Here is a 19,843-nt window from a genome sequence, read left to right on the forward strand (position 1 = left end):
TTATGCATCTGAAATCCCTTAAATATTTCTCCACTTTGCTGGTACTGGCCGTGGCCATTGTCGCGGCGTGGTGGATGTGGAACTACTACATGCAAACCCCCTGGACGCGGGATGGGAAAGTTCGCGCCGAACAGGTCAGTATTACGCCGCAGGTTTCCGGCACGATTACCATGCTGGCGGTGAAAGATAATCAGCTCGTCAAAGCCGGGCAATTGCTGTTCCGCATCGATGACACGCCATACCACATCGCCGTTCTGAACGCCGAAGCGCAGTTGGCAAAAGCGCAAACCGATCTGGCAAAAGCCAGTAATGAAGCCAACCGCCGCCGCCACCTGTCACAAAATTACATCTCCGCAGAAGATCTCGATACCGCCAATATTGGTGTTAAAGCTGCACAGGCGGGCGTTGCAGTCGCCGAAGCGCAGCTCGCACAGGCAAAATGGCAACTGGCGCAGACCACCGTCAGCGCGCCGGTGGATGGCTGGGTCACGAATCTTTCGGCGCGCACAGGCAATTACGCCACCGCCGGACAGCCAGTCTTCGCCCTTGTCGATAGCCATTCGTTTTATGTCATGGGTTATTTTGAAGAGACCAAACTGCGCCATATTCATGAAGGTGCCGCCGCGAAAATCGTCCTCTACAGCGGTAATGTTACGTTACAGGGTCACGTATCCGGTATTGGTCGTGCGATCTACGATCAGAGCGTTGAGACGGACAGCGGCCTGGTCCCGGACATCAAACCAAATGTACCCTGGGTGCGGCTGGCGCAGCGCGTGCCGGTACGTATTCAGTTTGATAAATTACCCGACGGTCTGACGCTGGTTTCCGGCACTACCTGTACAGTGGCAATTGGCGAACAACCATGAAATCCCCTGCCTGGCTGTGGCAAAACCTGCCGTGGGTGAAAGCCACGCCTGCGCAGTGGCGCTATGCATTGCGCAACGGGGTCGCCATGTGTCTGGCGCTTACGGTGGCTTATTATCTCGATCTGGATCAACCCTACTGGGCGATGACGTCCGCCGCAGTGGTCAGTTTTCCCACTGTTGGCGGCGTGATCAGCAAAAGTCTTGGCCGTATTGCCGGTAGCCTGCTCGGTGCCAGCGCCGCGCTGATTATTGCCGGGCAAACGCTGAATGATCCGTGGTTGTTTCTGTTTGCCATGGCCGGCTGGATTGCCTTTTGTACCTGGGCTTGCGCGCAATTTACCAATAATGTCGCTTACGCATTTCAGCTTGCTGGCTATACCGCCGCGATTATCGCTTTCCCGGCGATCAACATTACCGATACCACCGAACTGTGGGATATCGCCCAGGCGCGCGTGTGTGAAGTGATTTTAGGTATATTGTGCGGCGGTTTTATGATGATGGTGATGCCCGGCACGGCGGACGGCGTCACGTTACTGGTGACATTAAAAAAGATGCATGCCCGTTTGCTTGAGCATGCCAGCCTGCTGTGGCAACCGGAAACAACCGATGCTATTCGCGCCGCCCATGAAAGTGTCATCGGGCAGATTCTTACCACCAATCTGCTGCGCATTCAGGCTTTCTGGAGCCACTACCGTTTTCGTCGGCAGAACGCCTTGCTTAGCTGGCTGCTGCACCAGCAACTGCGTATGACCAGCGTGATCTCCAGCCTGCGCCGCATGCTGCTTAACTGGCCGGACGCGCCAGCCAATTTGCGCCCGACAGTAGAAGAATTATTGGCCGCGCTGGCCAGGCCGAACGCGGACGCGCTGACCATCGCCAGGATAATCGCCCCTCTTGCGCCTGGCGAGCAGGATGATTACCGCCACCACGCATTCTGGCAGCGCTTACGCTATTTTTGCCGCCTCTATCTGGACAGCAACCGCTGGCTGGCACGTGTCGAGAACGCAACGCCGATCAGTGTCTATACGCCGCCGCGCAGCCCGGCGTTAATGCGCTATACCGATAATGCCGAGGCGCTGTGGAGCGGTATTCGTACTTTCTGCGCGCTGGCTCTGGTGGGCGCCTGGAGCATTAATACGCAGTGGGAATATGGCGCGGCGGCGCTGACGCTGGCGGCAATCAGCTGCGTGCTCTATTCGGTGTCGCCTGCGCCTTTTAACTCGCTGACGCTGCTGCTGCGCACATTGCTGCTGCTGTCGCTGTTCAGTTTTGTGGTGAAATTTGGCCTGATGGTGCAGATAAGCGAGCTGGGTTCATTTTTGCTGTTCCTGTTTCCGCTGCTGACGACCATGCAACTGCTGAAATTGCAACTCCCCAAACAGGCCGGGCTGTTGGGACAGTTGATCGTCTTTATGGGCTCGTTTATCGCGGTGACCAATCCGCCTGCTTATGATTTCGCCGATTTTTTAAATGACAATCTGGCGAAAATCCTCGGCGTTGCGCTGGCCTGGCTGTTGTTTGCCGTGCTGCGTCCGGGTTCCGATGCGCGCAAAAGCCGCCGCCATATCCGTACATTGCGGCGTAATTTTGTCGATCAACTCAGTCGGGTACCGCAACTGAGCGAAGATGCGTTCGAGTCCGTGGTCTATCATCACATCAGCCAGTTGAGCAACAGCCAGGATGCGCTGGCGCGGCGTTGGTTATTGCGTTGGGGAGTGGTGCTGCTGAATTGCTCGCATGTGGTGTGGCAACTTCGCGAGTGGGAAATTCGTTCCGATGTGCTGGCAAACGTGCGTGATATCTGCATTGCGTTATTGCGCGATGTAATGAGTGAGCGTGGCGTTCAGCAACGAACGCTGTCCGCCACGCAGGCGGAGTTACAACATATTTGTGTGACGCTGGGAAAACATCATCAGCCTGCGGCGCGCGAACTGGCGTCGGTTATCTGGCGTCTTTACTGTTCGCTTTCCCAGTTGGAGCAAGCGCCGCCCGAAGGCACGCTTATCGAACGAATCACTTGATGACGCCACAGGCATAACGCGCCCCGCCTCCGCCCAGCGGTTTTGGTTGATCGGACATATTATCGCCGCCGACATGAATCATCAGCGCTTTATCTTTCACGTCATCCAGCTTTTTCAGCCGCGGCGCAATCACCGGATCGGTCGCTTTACCGTCGTTATTGACTACCAGCACCGGCAGATCGCCTAAATGTCCGACGCCCTCCGGCCCTTCATGTTTACCCGTATGTTGCGGATCAAGGTGGCCGCCTGCAGCCTCAGCGGCAGAGGCTTTCCCCTCCTTCATAGCGGGTTCACAACTGCCTTTCGCGTGGACGTGAAAGCCGTGCTCGCCGGGCGGCAGGGCTTTCAGATCCGGCGCAAATTCCAGCCCTTTGTCCGTTTCACTGATTTTCACGCTGCCGATCGACTGCCCAATGCCCTGGGCAGTGACGAGATGCATCTCGACGTCTTCACTGGCGGCCTGCGCCCCCGTACAGACCAACAGCGCCAGCATTGCCAGACTAAAACGCTTCATATGACCTCCTTTGATATACGTTTACCCTGTCAGTTTAAACCAGGATGAACGATTTCACCGGAAGGCCTTTGCTTATGGCACGTCGTAGCCTAACGCCGCTTTGCGGATGCGGAACCACTGCTGGCGAGTCATCTGCAGCTCCAGCGCGCCAAGCGCTGATTTAACGCGTTCAATTTTGCCGGAACCGATAATCGGCAGCGGCGACGATGGCAGACGCATGACCCACGCGTAAACCACCTGTTCGATAGTTTCCGCGTTCAGCTCGCGTGCAACATTCGCCAGCTCATCGCGCAACGGTTGAAAAGCAGGATCATTAAACAGGCGACCGCCACCCAGGCACGACCAGGCCATCGGGCGAATGCGCAGTTGTTGCAGTTGATCCAGTGTGCCATCAAGAAGCAGCGGCTGATGTACCGGGGAGATCTCCACCTGGTTGGTCGCCAGCGTAAACGGCAGCCGCGATTGCAACAGCGAGAACTGCGCCGGGGTGAAGTTGGAAACGCCAAAGTTGCGCACTTTACCGCTCTGGTGCAGATGCAGGAACGCCTCTGCCACTTCATCGGCATCCATCAGCGGGTCGGGACGGTGAATCAGTAGCAGATCGAGATGATCGATAGCCAGATTACTCAGCGACTGTTCCGCGCTTTTGATGATGTGGTCGCGATCGGTGATGTAATGACCAAGCACATTTTCCGCTTTTGCGGTGGTCGCAATACCGCATTTGCTGACGACTTCCATCCGCTCACGCAAATGCGGAGCCAGTTTCAGCGCGTCACCAAACGCGGCTTCGCACTGATAGCCGCCATAAATATCGGCATGATCGACAGTCGTGATGCCCAGATCGAGATGTGCCTCGATAAAACTCACCAACTGGCGCGAGGACATATTCCACTCCATCAAACGCCAGTAACCCATCACAAAACGAGAGAACTCCGGGCCTTGCGGCGCAAGAGCAATACGTTGAACCATAATGGTATCCTCAAAGGTCATTTTCCTGTGAGTATACGCATTTTCAGGATCAAAAAAGTGAAGGTTGCTGAGGTTCTTCCGGGGGAAGGGATTTGTTTGCGCGCATTTTGCGCAGCCAGCGCTGACGGCACAGGCGGAGCACCTCTTGCTTTTGTCCGTCGCTCATATTTTGCCAGTTGAAACGCTCATCGCGGCTACGCATGCAGCCACGGCAAAAGCCCCGCTCATCTGACTGGCAGATGCCGCGACACGGACTCTGGACGGGAAAAAACTCCAGTTGTTCAGGCACGGTCGTCTCCGTTAATGCATGCACTCTCTCTATTGAAGACTGCTCATTGATAACGTGCAAGCCCTAAAGCGCATTGATTGCCACTTGCAGTGGACCGATCGGTCTAGTAGAGTGGCGAGATGAGCAGAAATACCGAACACGACACGCGCGAACACTTACTGGCTACCGGCGAGCAACTTTGCATGCATCGCGGGTTCACCGGTATGGGCCTGAGCGAATTATTGAAAACAGCAGAAGTGCCGAAAGGCTCGTTCTACCACTATTTTCGCTCAAAAGAGGCGTTTGGCGTGGCGTTACTTGAGCGTCACTATGCGGGTTACCACCAGCGGCTGGCTACCCATTTCGCCAGCGGGCCGGGAAATTATCGTGACAGGCTGCTGGCGTACTATCAGGAGACACTGAATCAGTTTTGCCAGCAGGGGATTATCAGCGGTTGCCTGACGGTGAAACTCTCTGCGGAAGTGTGCGATCTGTCGGAGGATATGCGCGCCGCGATGGACAAAGGCGCAAGCGGTGTTATCGCCCTGCTTGCGCAAGCGCTGGAAAAAGGGCGTGAAGATCGTAGCCTTACCCTTTCCGGCGATGCGCTGACGCAAGCGCAGGTGCTGTATGCTTTATGGCTGGGCGCCAATTTGCAGGCCAAGATTTCTCGCAGTGCCCTGCCGCTGGAAAGCGCGCTGGCGCATGCGAAAAACATTATCGCTATGCCTGTGTAATATCAGGCTTTTTTATTTCACATTTTACTAGTCGACCGGTCTATTCAGGAGTTGTTATGTCCAGTAAATTATTCACGCCGCTGAAAGTGGGCGCAATTACCGTTCCAAACCGTGTTTTCATGGCTCCACTGACGCGTCTGCGCAGCATTGAGCCGGGCGATATCCCGACGCCGCTGATGGCGGAATATTACCGTCAACGCGCCAGTTCTGGCCTGATCATCAGCGAAGCCACGCAAATCTCCGCACAGGCGAAAGGTTACGCAGGCGCGCCGGGCCTGCACAGCGCCGAACAAATCGCTGCGTGGCAGAAAATTACCGATGCCGTACACCGTGAAAACGGCCGTATTGCGGTTCAACTGTGGCACACCGGTCGCATCTCACACAACAGCTTGCAACCGGGCGGCGCAGCGCCTGTCGCGCCTTCGGCTATCAGCGCGGGCACCCGCACTTCGCTGCGTGATGCTAATGGTAACGCTACCCGCGAAGATACCTCTATGCCGCGCGCACTGGAGACCGCCGAAATTCCGGGTATCGTTAACGATTTCCGCCAGGCCGTTGCGAATGCACGTGAAGCGGGTTTTGACCTGGTCGAACTGCACTCTGCCCACGGCTACCTGCTGCATCAATTCCTGTCGCCATCTTCTAACCATCGTACCGATCAGTACGGCGGTAGCGTGGAAAACCGCGCCCGTCTGGTGCTGGAAGTGGTTGATGCCGTGAGCAAAGAGTGGGGAGCCGATCGCATCGGGATCCGCGTTTCGCCGATTGGCACATTCCAGAATGTGGATAATGGCCCGAACGAAGAAGCGGATGCGCTGTATCTGATTGAAGAACTGGGTAAACGTGGGATTGCTTACTTGCATATGTCCGAACCGGACTGGGCGGGCGGCAAGCCATACACTGATGCGTTCCGTGAAAAAGTGCGTGCGCGCTTCCACGGCCCGATCATCGGCGCTGGCGCTTACACAGTCGAGAAAGCAGAAGCACTGATCGAAAAAGGTTTGATCGATGCCGTAGCCTTTGGTCGCGCTTATATCGCCAACCCGGACTTGGTGAAACGTCTGCAACTGAAAGCGGAGCTGAACCCGCAGCGCCCGGAAAGCTTCTACGGCGGCGGCGCAGAAGGCTATACCGATTACCCGTCTCTGTGATCCTCGGATTGTTCATTTGATAGCGGCGGGTTTACGCCGCTATACTAAAACGATGTTTCTAACTGGAACGTTAATTCATTTATAAAAGAGGACATCATGCGCTTACTTCACACCATGCTTCGTGTTGGCAACCTGCAACGCTCCATCGACTTCTATACCAAAGTGCTGGGCATGAAGCTGCTGCGTACCAGCGAAAATCCGGAATATAAATACTCGCTGGCCTTTGTGGGTTACGGCCCGGAAACCGAAGAAGCGGTCATCGAGCTGACTTACAACTGGGGCGTCGAGAGCTATGAGCTGGGCACCGCCTACGGTCACATCGCGCTGAGCGTGGAAAATGCCGCAGAGTCCTGCGAAGCGATCCGCAAAAACGGCGGTAACGTAACCCGCGAAGCTGGTCCGGTTAAAGGCGGTACCACCGTTATCGCCTTTGTTGAAGATCCGGACGGTTACAAAATCGAACTGATCGAAGAGAAGCACGCCGGTCACGGCCTGGGTAATTGATCCCTTCGGGCGCACTTTGCGCCCGCTGTTTTACATCCCTTCGCAAAATTTGCCATAATGCGCTGCCATTTTCCCGTATCAAGAGATCCTGATGTCCGATAACGCTCAACTTACTGGCCTGTGCGACCGTTTTCGCGGTTTTTATCCTGTCGTGATTGATGTTGAAACTGCCGGCTTTAACGCCAAAACCGACGCACTGCTGGAAGTCGCCGCCATTACGCTGAAAATGGATGAACAAGGCTGGCTGATGCCTGACAGCACCCTGCATTTCCACGTTGAGCCTTTCGAAGGCGCAAATCTGCAACCGGAAGCGCTGGCCTTTAACGGTATTGATCCCTCGAATCCACTGCGCGGCGCGGTAAGCGAACATGATGCGCTGCATGCCATTTTCAAAATGGTGCGCAAAGGCATTAAAGATCAAAACTGCAATCGCGCGATTATGGTGGCGCATAATGCCACCTTCGATCACAGCTTTATGATGGCCGCCGCCGAACGCGCGTCGCTGAAGCGCAATCCTTTCCACCCGTTTGTCACCTTTGATACCGCATCACTGAGCGGGCTGGCGCTGGGGCAAACTGTGCTGTCAAAAGCCTGCGCCGCCGCGGGTATTGCCTTTGACGCCTCGCAGGCGCATTCGGCGCTGTACGATACGGAACAAACCGCCCTGCTGTTTTGCGAAATCGTGAACCGCTGGAAGCGTCTGGGTGGATGGCCATTGCCGCTCGCCGATGATTCACAGGCATAAAAAAAGCGACCGCAGGGTCGCTTTTTTATTGGCGGAAACTTATTCCGCAGCCGGCTCGTCTTTATGGTTTGCCGCCGCTTCTTTAATCAGCGATTGCAGTTCGCCGCGCTGATACATCTCAATGATGATATCGCAGCCGCCGACCAGTTCGCCTTCAACCCACAGCTGCGGGAAGGTTGGCCAGTTAGCGTATTTTGGCAGTTCTGCGCGGATGTCCGGGTTTTGCAGGATATCGACATACGCGAAACGCTCGCCACAAGCAGACAGCGCCTGCACAGCCTGGGCGGAGAAGCCGCAGCTCGGCAGCTTCGGGGAGCCTTTCATATACAGCAGAATCGGGTTTTCAGCGATTTGACGCTGGATTTTCTCAAGGGTTGTGCTCATTGTCTTACTTCCTTCAACTTCTTCTACGGCTGAGATCTGACATTGTAACGGTTCAGACAAGCAACGGAAAATAACATTTTATTCACCGTTCATTATTTTATCGTCTGTCACGTAAAGTTGCCTTAAAAATATGACTTAACCCAACTTGTCCTGCTCAACTCTTAATCGTCATAGAAACGTTTTGCTGCTTTTTTTTGCGCTTGCTAACGAAACGAAGTTATAGATGCAAAAACAGTATTAACTTTTGTGCTTTTTATGGATTAGAATCGACGGGTTTTGAAAAACCATACGCAGGCATATTATATGCTTGCCTTAACAGGGGATTGCTCAGTGGCGCGGATACCAAAAGCTTCGATCACGCTCTGTGCTTTGTTGTTCACCACGCTTTCTTTCACGCCATTGGCTAACGCCTCTGAACAGGCGCGAGCATCGGCCGTGCAAAAATCGCATCTGGCGAAAGCATCCGAACGTAAGAAAAAAACCACATCACAAAAAACATCAAAGAAAAGCAGTCGCAGTACGGCAGAAAAAACCACCAGTAAAAAAACAGCGGAACACAAGAAGTCACCGGCTAAGAAAAAAGTTTCCACCAGCAGCAAAGCCAGTCAGATTACCTCGCGTCGTAACAAAACCAGCCAGTTAAAAACTACAGAAGTCGCCTGGACGGAAAAATGCAGTACGCCGCGCAAAGGCCGCAAGCCTCATTGTGTCAAAGTCAAAAAAACCACGACCATTGCTGAGGCACATAAAGTACGTATCCAGAAAGCCCAGAAAACGGCGATGTCGAAACTAATGAACCAGATTGGTAAACCTTACCGCTGGGGTGGCACCTCGCCGAGTACCGGTTTTGATTGTAGTGGTCTGGTCTATTACGCCTATAAGGATTTGGTGAAATTCCGCATTCCGCGCACCGCCAACGAAATGTATCACCTGCGTGATGCGTCGCCGGTGAATGTGGCGGAACTGGAAAGCGGCGATCTGGTATTCTTCCGCACGCAGGGTCGCGGTACCGCCGATCACGTTGGTGTGTACGTTGGTAACGGCAAGTTTATCCAGTCTCCGCGCAGCGGCCAGGATATTCAGGTCACTTCCCTGAGCGAAGACTACTGGCAGCGCCATTACGTCGGCGCTCGCCGCGTCGTTACGCCGAAAACCATTCGTTGATCCCATCGCCTGTCGTCATTGCGACAGGCGATGTTCTCTTTTTCCCGTCCCCGCGATTTGTTACTCTAAGCCTCACACTCAATAGGGTTATTGGGTGTATTAAAATAATGAAGGAGAGTAGCAATGTCGTTCGAATTACCTGCATTACCGTATGCAAAAGACGCCCTGATGCCGCATATCTCAGCCGAAACGCTGGAGTATCACTATGGTAAGCACCATCAGACTTATGTCACTAACCTCAACAACCTGATCAAAGGCACCGCCTTCGAAGGCAAAACGCTGGAAGAGATCGTTAAGCACAGCGAAGGTGGCGTGTTCAATAACGCCGCTCAGGTCTGGAACCACACCTTTTACTGGAATTGCCTCGCGCCGCACGCTGGTGGTGAGCCGACTGGCGAACTGGCCGCTGCGATTGCTAAAGCCTTTGGCGGCTTTGCGGAGTTCAAAGCGCAGTTTACCGATGCCGCAGTGAAGAACTTTGGTTCAGGCTGGACATGGCTGGTGAAAAAAGCGGATGGCGGGTTGGCGATTGTCTCAACGTCCAATGCGGGAACCCCGCTGACGACGGATGCGACACCGTTGCTGACTGTCGATGTCTGGGAACATGCTTATTACATTGACTACCGCAACGCCCGTCCGAACTACCTTGAACACTTCTGGGCGCTGGTCAACTGGGCCTTCGTGGCGAAGAATTTCGCCGCATAAAACAAAGGAGGGGCATTGCCCCTCCTCTTTTTACTCGACTGCCGCACAGGCTCGTTCCGGCCGGGAGCGCCCGGAAAACAGCACCACCATCAGCCCAAGCCCCGCAATAATCGCCCCCATCACCGGGACAAAATCATATCCCAGGCCGCCGGAGATCACCGCGCCGCCCGCAGCCGCACCGAGTGCGTTACCGAGGTTAAAGGCACCAATGTTCACTGAAGAAGAGAGTCCTGGCGCTTCATGTGCGACGCGCATTACACGCATTTGCAGCGGCGGAACCACAGCAAAGGTCGCTGCGCCCCAGACCACCATGCTGATAGCCGCGCCTACTTCGCTGCGGGCCAGGAACGGAATAGCCAGCATGATGGCAATCAGCAGGATAAGAAAACCTTTCAGCGTACCGGTTACCGAACGATCCGCCAGTTTGCCGCCAAGGTAGTTGCCAATCGAGAAACCGACGCCAATCAGCACCAACATCCCGGTAACAAACACCGGCGTAGCATCAGTAATGGTGCGCAGCACCGGCGAAATATAGGTATAAAGCGTGAACATCGCGCCCGCGCCGAGCACCGTCGTCAGCAGTGCCGACAGCACCTGTGGACGAACCAGCACGGACAACTCTTTGCGTACATCCGGACGTTCGCCCGTTCCGCCGCCAGGCAGTGAAAAGTAGAGGCTCAGCATGGCAACCAGACCCAGCACGGCGGTCGCCATAAACGACATGCGCCAGCCGATGGTTTCACCCAGCCAGGTTGCAGCAGGCACACCGCCAATATTGGCGATAGTCAGCCCCATAAACATGGTGGCGACGGCGCTGGCTTGTTTCTCTTTTGCCACCACGCTTGCGGCAACAACCGATCCCAGACCAAAGAAGGCGCCGTGGTTGAGGCTGGTAACGATGCGCGCCAGCATTAAGGTGGTGTAGTCCGGCGCGATTGCCGACAGCACATTACCCAGCGTAAAGATCGCCATCAGGAAGATCAGCGCGTTACGTCTGCCACGGTGCGACAGCAGCAGCGTCATCAGCGGCGCCCCCACCATCACGCCAATCGCATAAGCGCTAATCAACATCCCCGCCGCCGGAATGGAAACATCGACGCCACGGGCAATAACGGGCAGCAATCCCATCGGGGAGAACTCCGTTGTACCTATCCCAAAGGCGCCAATCGCCAGGGCAAGCAGAGGGAAATTTACTTTCATCGTTTGACTCCGAAAAAGCCGTGTCGGTTGGAGACACTGTCGCAGAAGTCAAAAGTATGACAGCAATCACAAAAAACAGAAGTTAGCAGAATGACAAAAGATTATTGCAGAAGTGATAACAATGGCGGGGAAAGCCGAGGGAGAAGGCTCTCCCTCGTGCCAGATCAATGCAGCGCGGCGGTCAGCCCACCGAAAACAATCAGGCTCAGAACAATGACGGTAGTGACCAAAGAATACTTCAGATCGGTGCTCATCAATTTTTCTCCATTTTCATTTCCCCACAAAAAGTGAGTTTGCGCATTTTTGCACAAATAATCATAAAAATCTTGCAGGAATTAGGAGGAGATATGTTTTAGCGCTTCCCCTTTTGCTCAAGATAAGACAAAATTCGACGCTAAATTTATTAGCGTACCGGCCATTGACTCCCCTCCTGACGTTTAGTGTCTTTTTCCCGGCGTACCGCACTCACTTTGCTGGGGTTCAGGGTGATGGAAGGCAAACGTTTACCTTAAGTATTATCAGGAGCTTATGATATGGTCTGGAGTGATTTCTGATGGCAACGATTAAAGACGTCGCGAAACGAGCAAACGTTTCCACTACAACCGTATCACATGTAATTAACAAAACGCGCTTCGTCGCTGAAGAGACTCGCAATGCCGTATGGGCGGCGATTAAAGAGTTACATTACTCCCCCAGCGCTGTGGCACGTAGCCTGAAGGTCAATCACACCAAATCGATCGGTTTACTGGCCACAAGCAGCGAAGCCGCCTATTTTGCCGAGATCATCGAAGCCGTAGAGAAAAAATGCTTCCAGAAAGGCTACACCTTGATCCTCGGCAACGCCTGGAACAGCCTTGAGAAACAGCGCGCCTACCTGTCGATGATGGCGCAAAAACGTGTCGATGGCCTGCTGGTGATGTGCTCCGAATACCCGGAGTCGCTGCTGAGCATGCTGGAAGAGTACCGTAATATCCCAATGGTGGTGATGGACTGGGGCGAGGCGAAAGCCGATTTTACCGATTCGGTCATTGATAATGCTTTTGAAGGCGGCTATATGGCTGGCCGCTATCTGATTGAGCGCGGACATCGCGATATCGGCGTCATTCCAGGCCCGCTGGAGCGCAACACCGGCGCAGGCCGCCTCGCCGGTTTTATGAAAGCGATGGAAGAGGCGATCATTACCGTACCGGAAAACTGGATCGTGCAGGGCGACTTTGAACCGGAATCGGGTTACCGGGCGATGCAGCAAATCCTCAACCAGTCCCACCGCCCTACTGCCGTGTTCTGCGGCGGCGATATTATGGCGATGGGTGCGCTCTGCGCGGCGGATGAGATGGGGCTGCGCGTTCCCCAGGATATTTCGCTGATCGGCTATGACAATGTGCGTAATTCCCGCTACTTTACGCCCGCACTGACCACCATCCATCAGCCGAAAGATTCGCTGGGCGAAACGGCGTTTACCATGTTGCTCGATCGTATCGTCAACAAGCGCGAAGAGTCGCAGTCCATTGAAGTCCATCCGCGTCTGATCGAGCGTCGTTCGGTGGCGGATGGTCCGTTCCGCGACTACCGCCGTTAATCACGCCCTGCGGGGGCCGCTACTCCGGCTCCCGCAACCATTCGCTGTTCAGCGTCTCACTGTCCCCCAGATACTCCAGCAGCCAGTTCAACGCCGGTGATGCGTCATTTTGTTGCCATGTCAGGCAGCAGGCCGCATCCGGAAACGGGTTCTCCAGTTCCAGCGCCACCCAGTCGCCGCTGTCCAGCCGCGGACGCGCGAAATGCGCGGGCACCATCCCCACACACAGCCCGGCAGAAAGGCAGGCTTCTGAAGCGGACCAGTCCGGCACGATTACCCGCTTCTGGTTATCCAGCAGCCAGGTAATACGTTTTGGCAACGAGCGCGACGTATCTTCCTGGATCAACGAAGGCCAGTTGCGCAACGTTTCATCGCTTAGCGGGCCGGGCATTGATGCCAGCGGATGGCGGCTGGAGACCACGCATTTCCAGCTCAGCATGCCCATATCACGAAACGCGTACCGTCCACCGACCGGGATCGCCTGGGTCGCGCCAATCGCCACCTCAACGCGGCCATCTGCCAGCGCATCCCAGACACCGTTGAACACCTCCTGGTAAACCTGTAACTCGACATCGTTAAAATGTCGGTAGAAATCGACGATCAGTTGCCGTGTTCGTGCCGGTTTCACAATGTTATCCACGGCAATCGCCAGTTGGCCGCGCCAGCCGTTGGCGATCTGTTGGCACTGCTGGCGGGTGATCTGCATTTTTTTGATAACAGATCGCCCCTCTTTTAAAAACCAGCTTCCGGCGGGCGTTAACTCCACATCCCGATGACGGCGTTCAAATAACGGAACTGCCAGCCACTCTTCGAGTTGGCGCACCGTATAGCTCACCGCTGAAGGTACGCGGTGCAGCTCCTGGGCGGCACCGCTGAAACTGCCGTTGCGCGCAACAGCATCAACCACTTCGAGTGAATATTCTGACCACATAATCTGCCTGCAAAAATTTTGAAACCACTGCGCAAATATTAGCGTTTCACAAGCAGGAAAGCACTCCTTACACTCGACAGCCCTGAAGAAGCAACAAGATGAGAACTCAAATGCAACCTGGAAAAGGATTTTTAGTCTGGCTCGCGGGATTAAGCGTGCTGGGCTTTTTAGCCACCGATATGTACCTGCCCGCGTTTAGCGCGATACAACAAGATTTGCAAACCTCCCCGGCCATCGTCAGCGCCACGCTGAGTTTGTTTCTGGCAGGCTTTGCTGTCGCACAACTGGTATGGGGCCCCTTGTCGGATCGCTATGGCCGCAGACCTATTTTGTTGAGCGGGCTGACTATTTTCGCACTTGGCTGTCTGGGAACATTGTGGGTACGGGACGCCAGCCTGTTACTTGCGCTGCGTTTCGTACAGGCAATCGGCGTTTGCGCCGCTACGGTTAGCTGGCAGGCGCTGGTCACTGACCACTATCCGGCACACCGCGTTAACCGTATCTTCGCGACCATTATGCCGCTGGTGGGCCTGACGCCTGCGCTGGCCCCCCTGCTGGGTGCCTGGATGCTGGCGCACTTCTCCTGGCAGGCGATTTTTGCCACTCTGCTGGCAATAACTCTGGTGCTGATGGTGCCTGCCTGGCGGTTGAAAGCGCCCGCCCAGCCTGCTGCGCTGCATGAACAGCCGCTGACCTTTTACGATCTGCTGCGCAATAAAGCATATCGCGGCAATGTCATCATCTACGCTGCCTGCTCGGCCAGTTTTTTTGCCTGGCTGACCGGTTCGCCGTTCATTTTGCACGAAATGGGTTATGGTCCGTCAGTAATTGGTCTGAGTTACGTACCGCAGACCATTGCCTTCCTGATTGGCGGTTATGGTTGCCGCGCTGCCTTGCAAAAATGGCAGGGTTCGCGCCTGCTTCCGTGGCTGCTGAGCGCCTTTGGATTAAGCGTGATTGCCACCTGGATTGTGGGTTTGCTGCCGCAGACATCACTGACCGCACTGCTGATCCCGTTCTGTTTTATGGCAATGGCCAACGGCGCCATCTATCCTGTTGTGGTAGCACAGGCGTTACGCCCGTTTCCCCAGGCGACTGGCCGCGCAGCCGCGCTGCAAAATACGTTGCAACTCGGGTTGTGTTTCCTGGCAAGCCTGGTGGTATCAGGGCTGATTGCCACACCGCTGTTTACCACCACCACTGTAATGGTGGCGATGGTGCTGCTGGCCGCGTTTGGCTATCGCCAGCAACACCAGCGTAATACTGAAACGGTAAAAGATGAGGCTGTCCCCTCCTCTTCGCACGGATGATTATGTTAGCGACTATCAATAGTTAAGTGATTAGTTTGCTAACAGCTTTAAGTTGAATCACCTGATATTGAGGCCTATACTAATTTTCGGTTTTTAATAAATACGATAAATATTATGTAGTAACGGGCACCGGATTGTGCCCGCCATTCCAGGGACGGCCTTTCGGCAAGGGTCATCTCCCTTCCTCTGTTCTACGTCGGATATCAGCCTCACGGCGAAAACCGTGAGATTTCTCACAAGCCCGAAAAAGCGACTACGCTGTTTGAAGGTTCAGATCACTACGAGTGATGGAGAAGTTATGAGTTCATCGTGTATAGAAGAAGTTGGCGTACGGGATGATAATTGGTTCCGTATAGCAAACGAGTTACTGAGCCGCGCAGGTATCCGCGTTAACGGTCCCGCTGCTTCAGATATCCAGGTGAAAAACCCGGATTTTTTTAAACGCGTTTTACAGGAAGGTTCGCTCGGGCTAGGTGAAAGTTATATGGACGGTTGGTGGGAATGCGATCGTCTGGATATCTTCTTCACCAAAGTGCTGCGTGCCGGACTGGAAAAACAGCTTCCGCACCATTTCAAAGACACACTCCGCATTGCCGGAGCAAGATTATTTAATCTGCAAAGTAAAAAACGGGCCTGGATTGTCGGTAAAGAGCATTACGACCTTGGTAATGATCTGTTTACCCGCATGCTGGATCCGCAGATGCAATACTCTTGCGCCTACTGGAAAGACGCAGAAAATCTCGACGACGCACAACGGGCGAAATTAAAGCTTATTGGTGAAAAACTGAAGCTGAAACCCGGTATGCGCGTGCTGGATATCGGCTGCGGATGGGGCGGGCTGGCACAATTTATGGCACAGAATTACGGCGTCAGCGTGGTCGGCGTAACAATCTCGGCGGAACAGCAAAAAATGGCGCAACAGCGTTGTGAAGGGCTGGATGTCGATATTCGCCTGCAGGATTATCGCGATCTGAATGAGCAGTTTGACCGCATTGTCTCCGTCGGGATGTTTGAACACGTGGGGCCGAAAAATTACGCGACCTATTTCAGCGTGGTGGATCGCAACCTTAAACCGGACGGAATTTTCCTGCTGCACACTATCGGTTCAAAACGCACCGACCTCAATGTTGACCCCTGGATCAACCGCTACATCTTCCCGAACGGTTGCCTGCCTTCCGTACGCCAGATTGCCAACGCCAGTGAATCACATTTCGTGATGGAAGACTGGCACAACTTCGGCGCCGATTACGATCGCACGTTGATGGCATGGTACGAACGTTTTCTTGCCGCCTGGCCGGAAATTGCCGACAACTACTCTGAACGCTTCAAACGGATGTTCAGCTACTATCTGAACGCCTGCGCAGGCGCTTTCCGTGCACGTGATATTCAACTGTGGCAGGTCGTCTTCAGCCGCGGTATCGAACACGGCCTGCGCGTTCCGCGCTAAAGTAAAAGACCACCTTCTTAGAAGGTGGCTTTTGAGAATGCCCCCTGTAAGGGGGGCTATTGTCACTTCCCGCTTACTACTCTAGCAATTCCATTTGCTGTTCATGTATTTGTTCCGTTTTCTCCTGATGCCTCACATATCGTCTGATAATTTCCTCGTTCACACCGACAGTATCTACAAAGTAGCCACGTGACCAAAAGTGGTTGCCCCATAGCTTCTTTCTTATGTGTGGGAAACGATTGTAGAGTCTGATTGCGCTGCGACCTTTCAGATGCCCCATTAGAGTTGATATCGAGATTTTCGGCGGGACTATTACGACCAGATGTACATGATCTGGCTGAACATTTAGCTCCAGAACCTCACAATCCTTTATTCCGCAGAGAATGTAGATTGTCCTGTAAAGTTCCTTGCCCAACTTATCTTTCAGGATCCTGAAACGGTACTTAGGCGTCCAGACTATGTGATATTTACAACGCCAATATACATGTGATGAACTCCTGTAAAGCCCCATGTCGGTTTGTCTCCTTTTACTTGTGGTGAGTAAGCAGAGATATTCCGGCATGGGCATTCTTCAGGCTATAGCCTTACAGGATCAATCACCACCTCCCCAGGAGGTGGTTTAAGGGTGACAACAAAAAACCCCGGCAAGCCGGGGTTTTCTTTACTCTTCGCCGCTGATGACAGCGGCTTCTTTTGCCGCCAGCACACGCTCAACGGTATCGACCACGGCCTGCGTTTGCGGATCGATCTCAATATTGACGCGGTGGCCCAGCTTTTTCTCACCAAGGGTGGTGCGTTGCAGCGTTTCCGGAATCAGATGCACACAGAAACGGCTGTTTGTCACCTCACCGACCGTCAGACTAATACCGTCTATACCGATAAATCCTTTATAGAGGATATATTTCATCAAGGCCGGATCCTGCACTTTAAACCAGATCTGGCGGTTATTCTCGGAGGTGAGAATTTTAACGATTTCAGCGGTCGTCATAATATGGCCGGACATTAAATGGCCGCCAATCTCATCGCTGAATTTTGCTGCGCGCTCAACGTTTACCCTATCACCAATATTTAGCTCACCGAGATTGGTAATACGCAGCGTCTCTTTCATCAAATCGAAACTAATATGGCTGCCATTAATGGCCGTCACGGTCAGACAGCAACCATTGTTAGCAATGGATGCACCGGTCTCAATTCCCTCCAGCATCGTTTCAGGAAGCTCAACAACGTGGGTGCGGAAATTCGGTTTATCCTCAATCGAAACCAGTTTTGCCGTACCCTGTACAATACCCGTAAACATACTTACCACTCCTGTTCCATTCCTACGGCTCAGCCGTGTTCTTTACGCACAATAACAGGTGAAAATAGCCCATGCCAGTCTCATTCACCCCGCCGCTGCTTTTCCCGCCAGGCCGGTGATAAGATAAGCGCCCCGCTCCAGGCGCGGTAATAATTTTGCTTTATGGTCAACATGGAAAAAAGAGGCTGTAGCAGGTAATATTTATGCGCATGCCGCATCTTTCACACTGCGGCATTCTTGTTAGCACAAGGAAAACTCCTTCCTGATAAGCCGTTCCATTCTTTCTTATAACAACAATATAAAGGTGTTCACGTGCAGAAGTATGTAGCAGAAGCGCGTCAGTTACTGGCCCTTGCGGTGCCGGTTATTTTCGCGCAGGTGGCCCAGACCTCTATGGGCTTCGTTGATACGGTGATGGCGGGTGGCTACAGCGCCACGGACATGGCTGCCGTCGCCATTGGTACCTCAATCTGGCTGCCAGCGATCCTGTTTGGACACGGCCTGCTGCTGGCGCTAACGCCGGTGATTGCGCAACTTAACGGTTCAGGGCGCCGCGATCGCATCGCACATCAAATCGGTCAGGGGTTCTGGCTGGCAGGCACTGTCTCCATTCTGGTGATGGTGGTGCTGTGGAATGCCGGCCATATCATTCGCGCGATGCACAACATCGACCCGGAGTTAGCCAACAAAGCCGTGGGTTACCTGCGCGCGCTACTGTGGGGCGTGCCCGGTTATCTCTTCTTCCAGGTACTGCGTAACCAGTGCGAAGGCCTTGCCCGCACCAAACCCGGCATGGTGATGGGTTTTCTCGGCCTGCTGGTCAATATCCCGGTGAATTACATCTTTATCTACGGCCATTTTGGTATGCCAGAGCTGGGCGGCATCGGTTGCGGCGTGGCCACAGCCTCGGTGTACTGGGTGATGTTTATCTGTATGCGCATCTGGGTGAAACGCGCCCGCGTCATGCGCGATATTCAGCAGAACCAGCGTTTTGCGAAACCAGATATGAACGTACTAAAACGTCTGACGCAACTCGGCCTGCCAATTGCGCTGGCGTTGTTTTTTGAAGTCACGCTGTTTGCGGTGGTTGCACTGCTGGTGTCGCCGCTGGGTATTGTCGATGTCGCCGGGCACCAGATCGCCCTCAACTTTAGTTCGCTGATGTTCGTGCTGCCGATGTCGCTTGGTGCGGCAGTGACCATTCGCGTCGGTTTCCGCCTGGGGCAGGGATCAACCCTTGATGCGCAAATCGCAGCGCTCACCGGGCTGATGGTTGGCGTCTGCATGGCGGTGGTCACGGCGATTTTCACCGTGCTGCTGCGCGAGCAGATTGCCCTGCTCTATAACGATAATCCGCAAGTCGTGGCGCTGGCATCACACCTGATGTTGCTGGCGGCGATTTATCAGATTTCTGATTCGATCCAGGTCATTGGCAGCGGCGTGCTACGCGGCTATAAGGATACGCGCTCCATCTTCTTTATCACGTTTACCGCCTACTGGGTGCTGGGGCTTCCTTCCGGCTATATCCTGGCGCTGACTGATTTAGTGGTGCCAAGAATGGGACCGGCCGGTTTCTGGATGGGCTTTATCATCGGCCTGACGTCTGCGGCAATTTTGATGATGCTGCGGATGCGCTTCCTGCAACGCCAGCCTTCCGCCCGGATTTTGCAGCGCGCTGCGCATTAACAGGCCAGTAGCCGCCGGATGGCGGCTACTTTCCCGGCGTTTTGGTTAGTTGTTCCGCAATCGCGTGAATTCAGGAAGAAATTTGCCATTTTCCCCTTGCCACATCTCCGGGCTGCCGCTAATATTCGTCCCCGTTGTCAGCCACAACACTGCGTTCATAGCTCAGTTGGTTAGAGCACCACCTTGACATGGTGGGGGTCGTTGGTTCGAGTCCAATTGAACGCACCATTCTCTCAGTGCGTCCGTAGCTCAGTTGGTTAGAGCACCACCTTGACATGGTGGGGGTCGATGGTTCGAGTCCATTCGGACGCACCATTCTTAAGTTTCCTTTTTACTTCCCTTGTTTTATCGCTGCGTTACGCAGC

At 54.1% G+C, this 19,843-nt stretch carries 21 protein-coding genes and 2 tRNA genes; 14 read left to right on the forward strand and 9 right to left on the reverse strand.

Translation table 11 applies throughout. The annotated features are described in order from the left end of the window. Nucleotides 1-2 precede the first annotated feature (2 nt). Entirely contained in the window at nucleotides 3-866 is an 864-nt protein-coding gene (locus tag Y71_RS14870) for an efflux RND transporter periplasmic adaptor subunit (protein ID WP_007374774.1), read from the forward strand. Continuing rightward, nucleotides 863-2,887, forward strand: a complete 2,025-nt coding sequence (locus tag Y71_RS14875; protein ID WP_007374773.1) for an FUSC family protein — start codon at nucleotides 863-865, stop codon at nucleotides 2,885-2,887. The genes Y71_RS14870 and Y71_RS14875 overlap by 4 nt, the downstream gene beginning before the upstream one ends. Here the strand turns inward: Y71_RS14875 and sodC are convergent. From sodC to Y71_RS14890, 3 genes are all read right to left on the reverse strand, one after another. Next, a complete protein-coding gene (sodC, locus tag Y71_RS14880) occupies nucleotides 2,880-3,401 on the reverse strand; it encodes a superoxide dismutase [Cu-Zn] SodC (protein WP_007374772.1) in 522 nt (173 codons plus the stop codon). The genes Y71_RS14875 and sodC overlap by 8 nt on opposite strands. A gap of 72 nt (nucleotides 3,402-3,473) precedes the next feature. After that, nucleotides 3,474-4,370, reverse strand: a complete 897-nt coding sequence (locus Y71_RS14885) for an aldo/keto reductase (RefSeq protein WP_007374771.1) — start codon at nucleotides 4,368-4,370, stop codon at nucleotides 3,474-3,476. Nucleotides 4,371-4,419: 49 nt separating this feature from the next. After that, complete coding sequence (locus Y71_RS14890; protein ID WP_035889243.1) at nucleotides 4,420-4,659, reverse strand: DUF1289 domain-containing protein; 240 nt, start codon at nucleotides 4,657-4,659, stop codon at nucleotides 4,420-4,422. A 119-nt stretch (nucleotides 4,660-4,778) separates the two neighbouring features. Between Y71_RS14890 and Y71_RS14895 the strand changes: the two genes are divergently transcribed. The 4 genes from Y71_RS14895 to rnt all read left to right on the forward strand — a co-directional run bounded on the left by Y71_RS14895 (nucleotide 4,779) and on the right by rnt (nucleotide 7,775). Further along, nucleotides 4,779-5,375: a TetR/AcrR family transcriptional regulator gene (locus tag Y71_RS14895; RefSeq protein ID WP_007374769.1), complete on the forward strand. Its 597-nt coding sequence runs from the start codon at nucleotides 4,779-4,781 to the stop codon at nucleotides 5,373-5,375. 56 nt (nucleotides 5,376-5,431) lie between these two features. Further along, on the forward strand, nucleotides 5,432-6,526 hold the full coding sequence (locus tag Y71_RS14900) for an alkene reductase (RefSeq protein WP_007374768.1): 1,095 nt from the start codon (nucleotides 5,432-5,434) through the stop codon (nucleotides 6,524-6,526). 96 nt (nucleotides 6,527-6,622) lie between these two features. Next, complete coding sequence (gene gloA, locus Y71_RS14905) at nucleotides 6,623-7,030, forward strand: lactoylglutathione lyase (RefSeq protein ID WP_007374767.1); 408 nt, start codon at nucleotides 6,623-6,625, stop codon at nucleotides 7,028-7,030. A gap of 91 nt (nucleotides 7,031-7,121) precedes the next feature. Further along, nucleotides 7,122-7,775, forward strand: coding sequence for a ribonuclease T (gene rnt, locus Y71_RS14910; RefSeq protein ID WP_007374766.1), 654 nt, complete (start codon nucleotides 7,122-7,124; stop codon nucleotides 7,773-7,775). Between the two features lie 39 nt (nucleotides 7,776-7,814). Here the strand turns inward: rnt and Y71_RS14915 are convergent, their stop codons facing one another. Next, nucleotides 7,815-8,159, reverse strand: a complete 345-nt coding sequence (locus tag Y71_RS14915; protein ID WP_007374765.1) for a Grx4 family monothiol glutaredoxin — start codon at nucleotides 8,157-8,159, stop codon at nucleotides 7,815-7,817. Between the two features lie 330 nt (nucleotides 8,160-8,489). On the opposite strand from Y71_RS14915, the gene Y71_RS14920 reads away from it, so the two are divergent. Together Y71_RS14920 and sodB are read left to right on the forward strand one after the other, a co-directional pair. Then, nucleotides 8,490-9,323 carry a C40 family peptidase gene (locus Y71_RS14920; protein ID WP_007374764.1) on the forward strand — a complete coding sequence of 278 codons (834 nt, stop codon included), beginning with the start codon at nucleotides 8,490-8,492 and terminating at the stop codon, nucleotides 9,321-9,323. A gap of 123 nt (nucleotides 9,324-9,446) precedes the next feature. Next, entirely contained in the window at nucleotides 9,447-10,028 is a 582-nt protein-coding gene (gene sodB, locus Y71_RS14925; protein ID WP_007374763.1) for a superoxide dismutase [Fe], read from the forward strand. Between the two features lie 30 nt (nucleotides 10,029-10,058). On the opposite strand, the gene Y71_RS14930 is transcribed toward sodB, so the two are convergent. Beyond that, nucleotides 10,059-11,228 (reverse strand): MFS transporter, encoded by a 1,170-nt coding sequence (locus Y71_RS14930; RefSeq protein WP_035889236.1) that lies wholly within the window; start codon nucleotides 11,226-11,228, stop codon nucleotides 10,059-10,061. A 164-nt stretch (nucleotides 11,229-11,392) separates the two neighbouring features. Continuing rightward, nucleotides 11,393-11,482, reverse strand: coding sequence for a cytochrome bd-I oxidase subunit CydH (gene cydH, locus Y71_RS30045; RefSeq protein ID WP_090137008.1), 90 nt, complete (start codon nucleotides 11,480-11,482; stop codon nucleotides 11,393-11,395). A gap of 299 nt (nucleotides 11,483-11,781) precedes the next feature. On the opposite strand from cydH, the gene purR reads away from it, so the two are divergent. Further along, nucleotides 11,782-12,807, forward strand: a complete 1,026-nt coding sequence (gene purR / locus Y71_RS14935; protein WP_007374760.1) for an HTH-type transcriptional repressor PurR — start codon at nucleotides 11,782-11,784, stop codon at nucleotides 12,805-12,807. Nucleotides 12,808-12,826: 19 nt separating this feature from the next. Here the strand turns inward: purR and punR are convergent, their stop codons facing one another. Beyond that, nucleotides 12,827-13,738 carry a DNA-binding transcriptional activator PunR gene (gene punR / locus Y71_RS14940; protein ID WP_007374759.1) on the reverse strand — a complete coding sequence of 304 codons (912 nt, stop codon included), beginning with the start codon at nucleotides 13,736-13,738 and terminating at the stop codon, nucleotides 12,827-12,829. Nucleotides 13,739-13,848: 110 nt separating this feature from the next. Here punR and punC point away from each other — a divergent pair, with 110 nt between their 5' ends. Both punC and cfa read left to right on the forward strand, forming a co-directional pair. Further along, on the forward strand, nucleotides 13,849-15,048 hold the full coding sequence (gene punC / locus Y71_RS14945; RefSeq protein WP_007374758.1) for a purine nucleoside transporter PunC: 1,200 nt from the start codon (nucleotides 13,849-13,851) through the stop codon (nucleotides 15,046-15,048). A gap of 298 nt (nucleotides 15,049-15,346) precedes the next feature. After that, a complete protein-coding gene (cfa, locus tag Y71_RS14950) occupies nucleotides 15,347-16,495 on the forward strand; it encodes a cyclopropane fatty acyl phospholipid synthase (protein ID WP_007374757.1) in 1,149 nt (382 codons plus the stop codon). Nucleotides 16,496-16,571: 76 nt separating this feature from the next. On the opposite strand, the gene tnpA is transcribed toward cfa, so the two are convergent. After that, entirely contained in the window at nucleotides 16,572-17,006 is a 435-nt protein-coding gene (gene tnpA, locus Y71_RS14955; protein ID WP_007369221.1) for an IS200/IS605 family transposase, read from the reverse strand. A 150-nt stretch (nucleotides 17,007-17,156) separates the two neighbouring features. Further along, complete coding sequence (locus tag Y71_RS14960) at nucleotides 17,157-17,792, reverse strand: riboflavin synthase (protein ID WP_007374756.1); 636 nt, start codon at nucleotides 17,790-17,792, stop codon at nucleotides 17,157-17,159. Between the two features lie 312 nt (nucleotides 17,793-18,104). Between Y71_RS14960 and mdtK the strand changes: the two genes are divergently transcribed. The 3 genes from mdtK (at nucleotide 18,105) to Y71_RS14975 (ending at nucleotide 19,793) form a co-directional block, all read left to right on the forward strand. After that, on the forward strand, nucleotides 18,105-19,478 hold the full coding sequence (gene mdtK, locus Y71_RS14965; RefSeq protein WP_007374754.1) for an MdtK family multidrug efflux MATE transporter: 1,374 nt from the start codon (nucleotides 18,105-18,107) through the stop codon (nucleotides 19,476-19,478). Nucleotides 19,479-19,629: 151 nt separating this feature from the next. Further along, nucleotides 19,630-19,706 (forward strand) — tRNA-Val (locus tag Y71_RS14970). Between the two features lie 10 nt (nucleotides 19,707-19,716). Continuing rightward, nucleotides 19,717-19,793 (forward strand) — tRNA-Val (locus Y71_RS14975). The last annotated feature ends 50 nt before the right edge of the window (nucleotides 19,794-19,843 follow it).

Source organism: Kosakonia radicincitans DSM 16656, assembly GCF_000280495.2.
Taxonomy (GTDB): domain Bacteria; phylum Pseudomonadota; class Gammaproteobacteria; order Enterobacterales; family Enterobacteriaceae; genus Kosakonia; species Kosakonia radicincitans.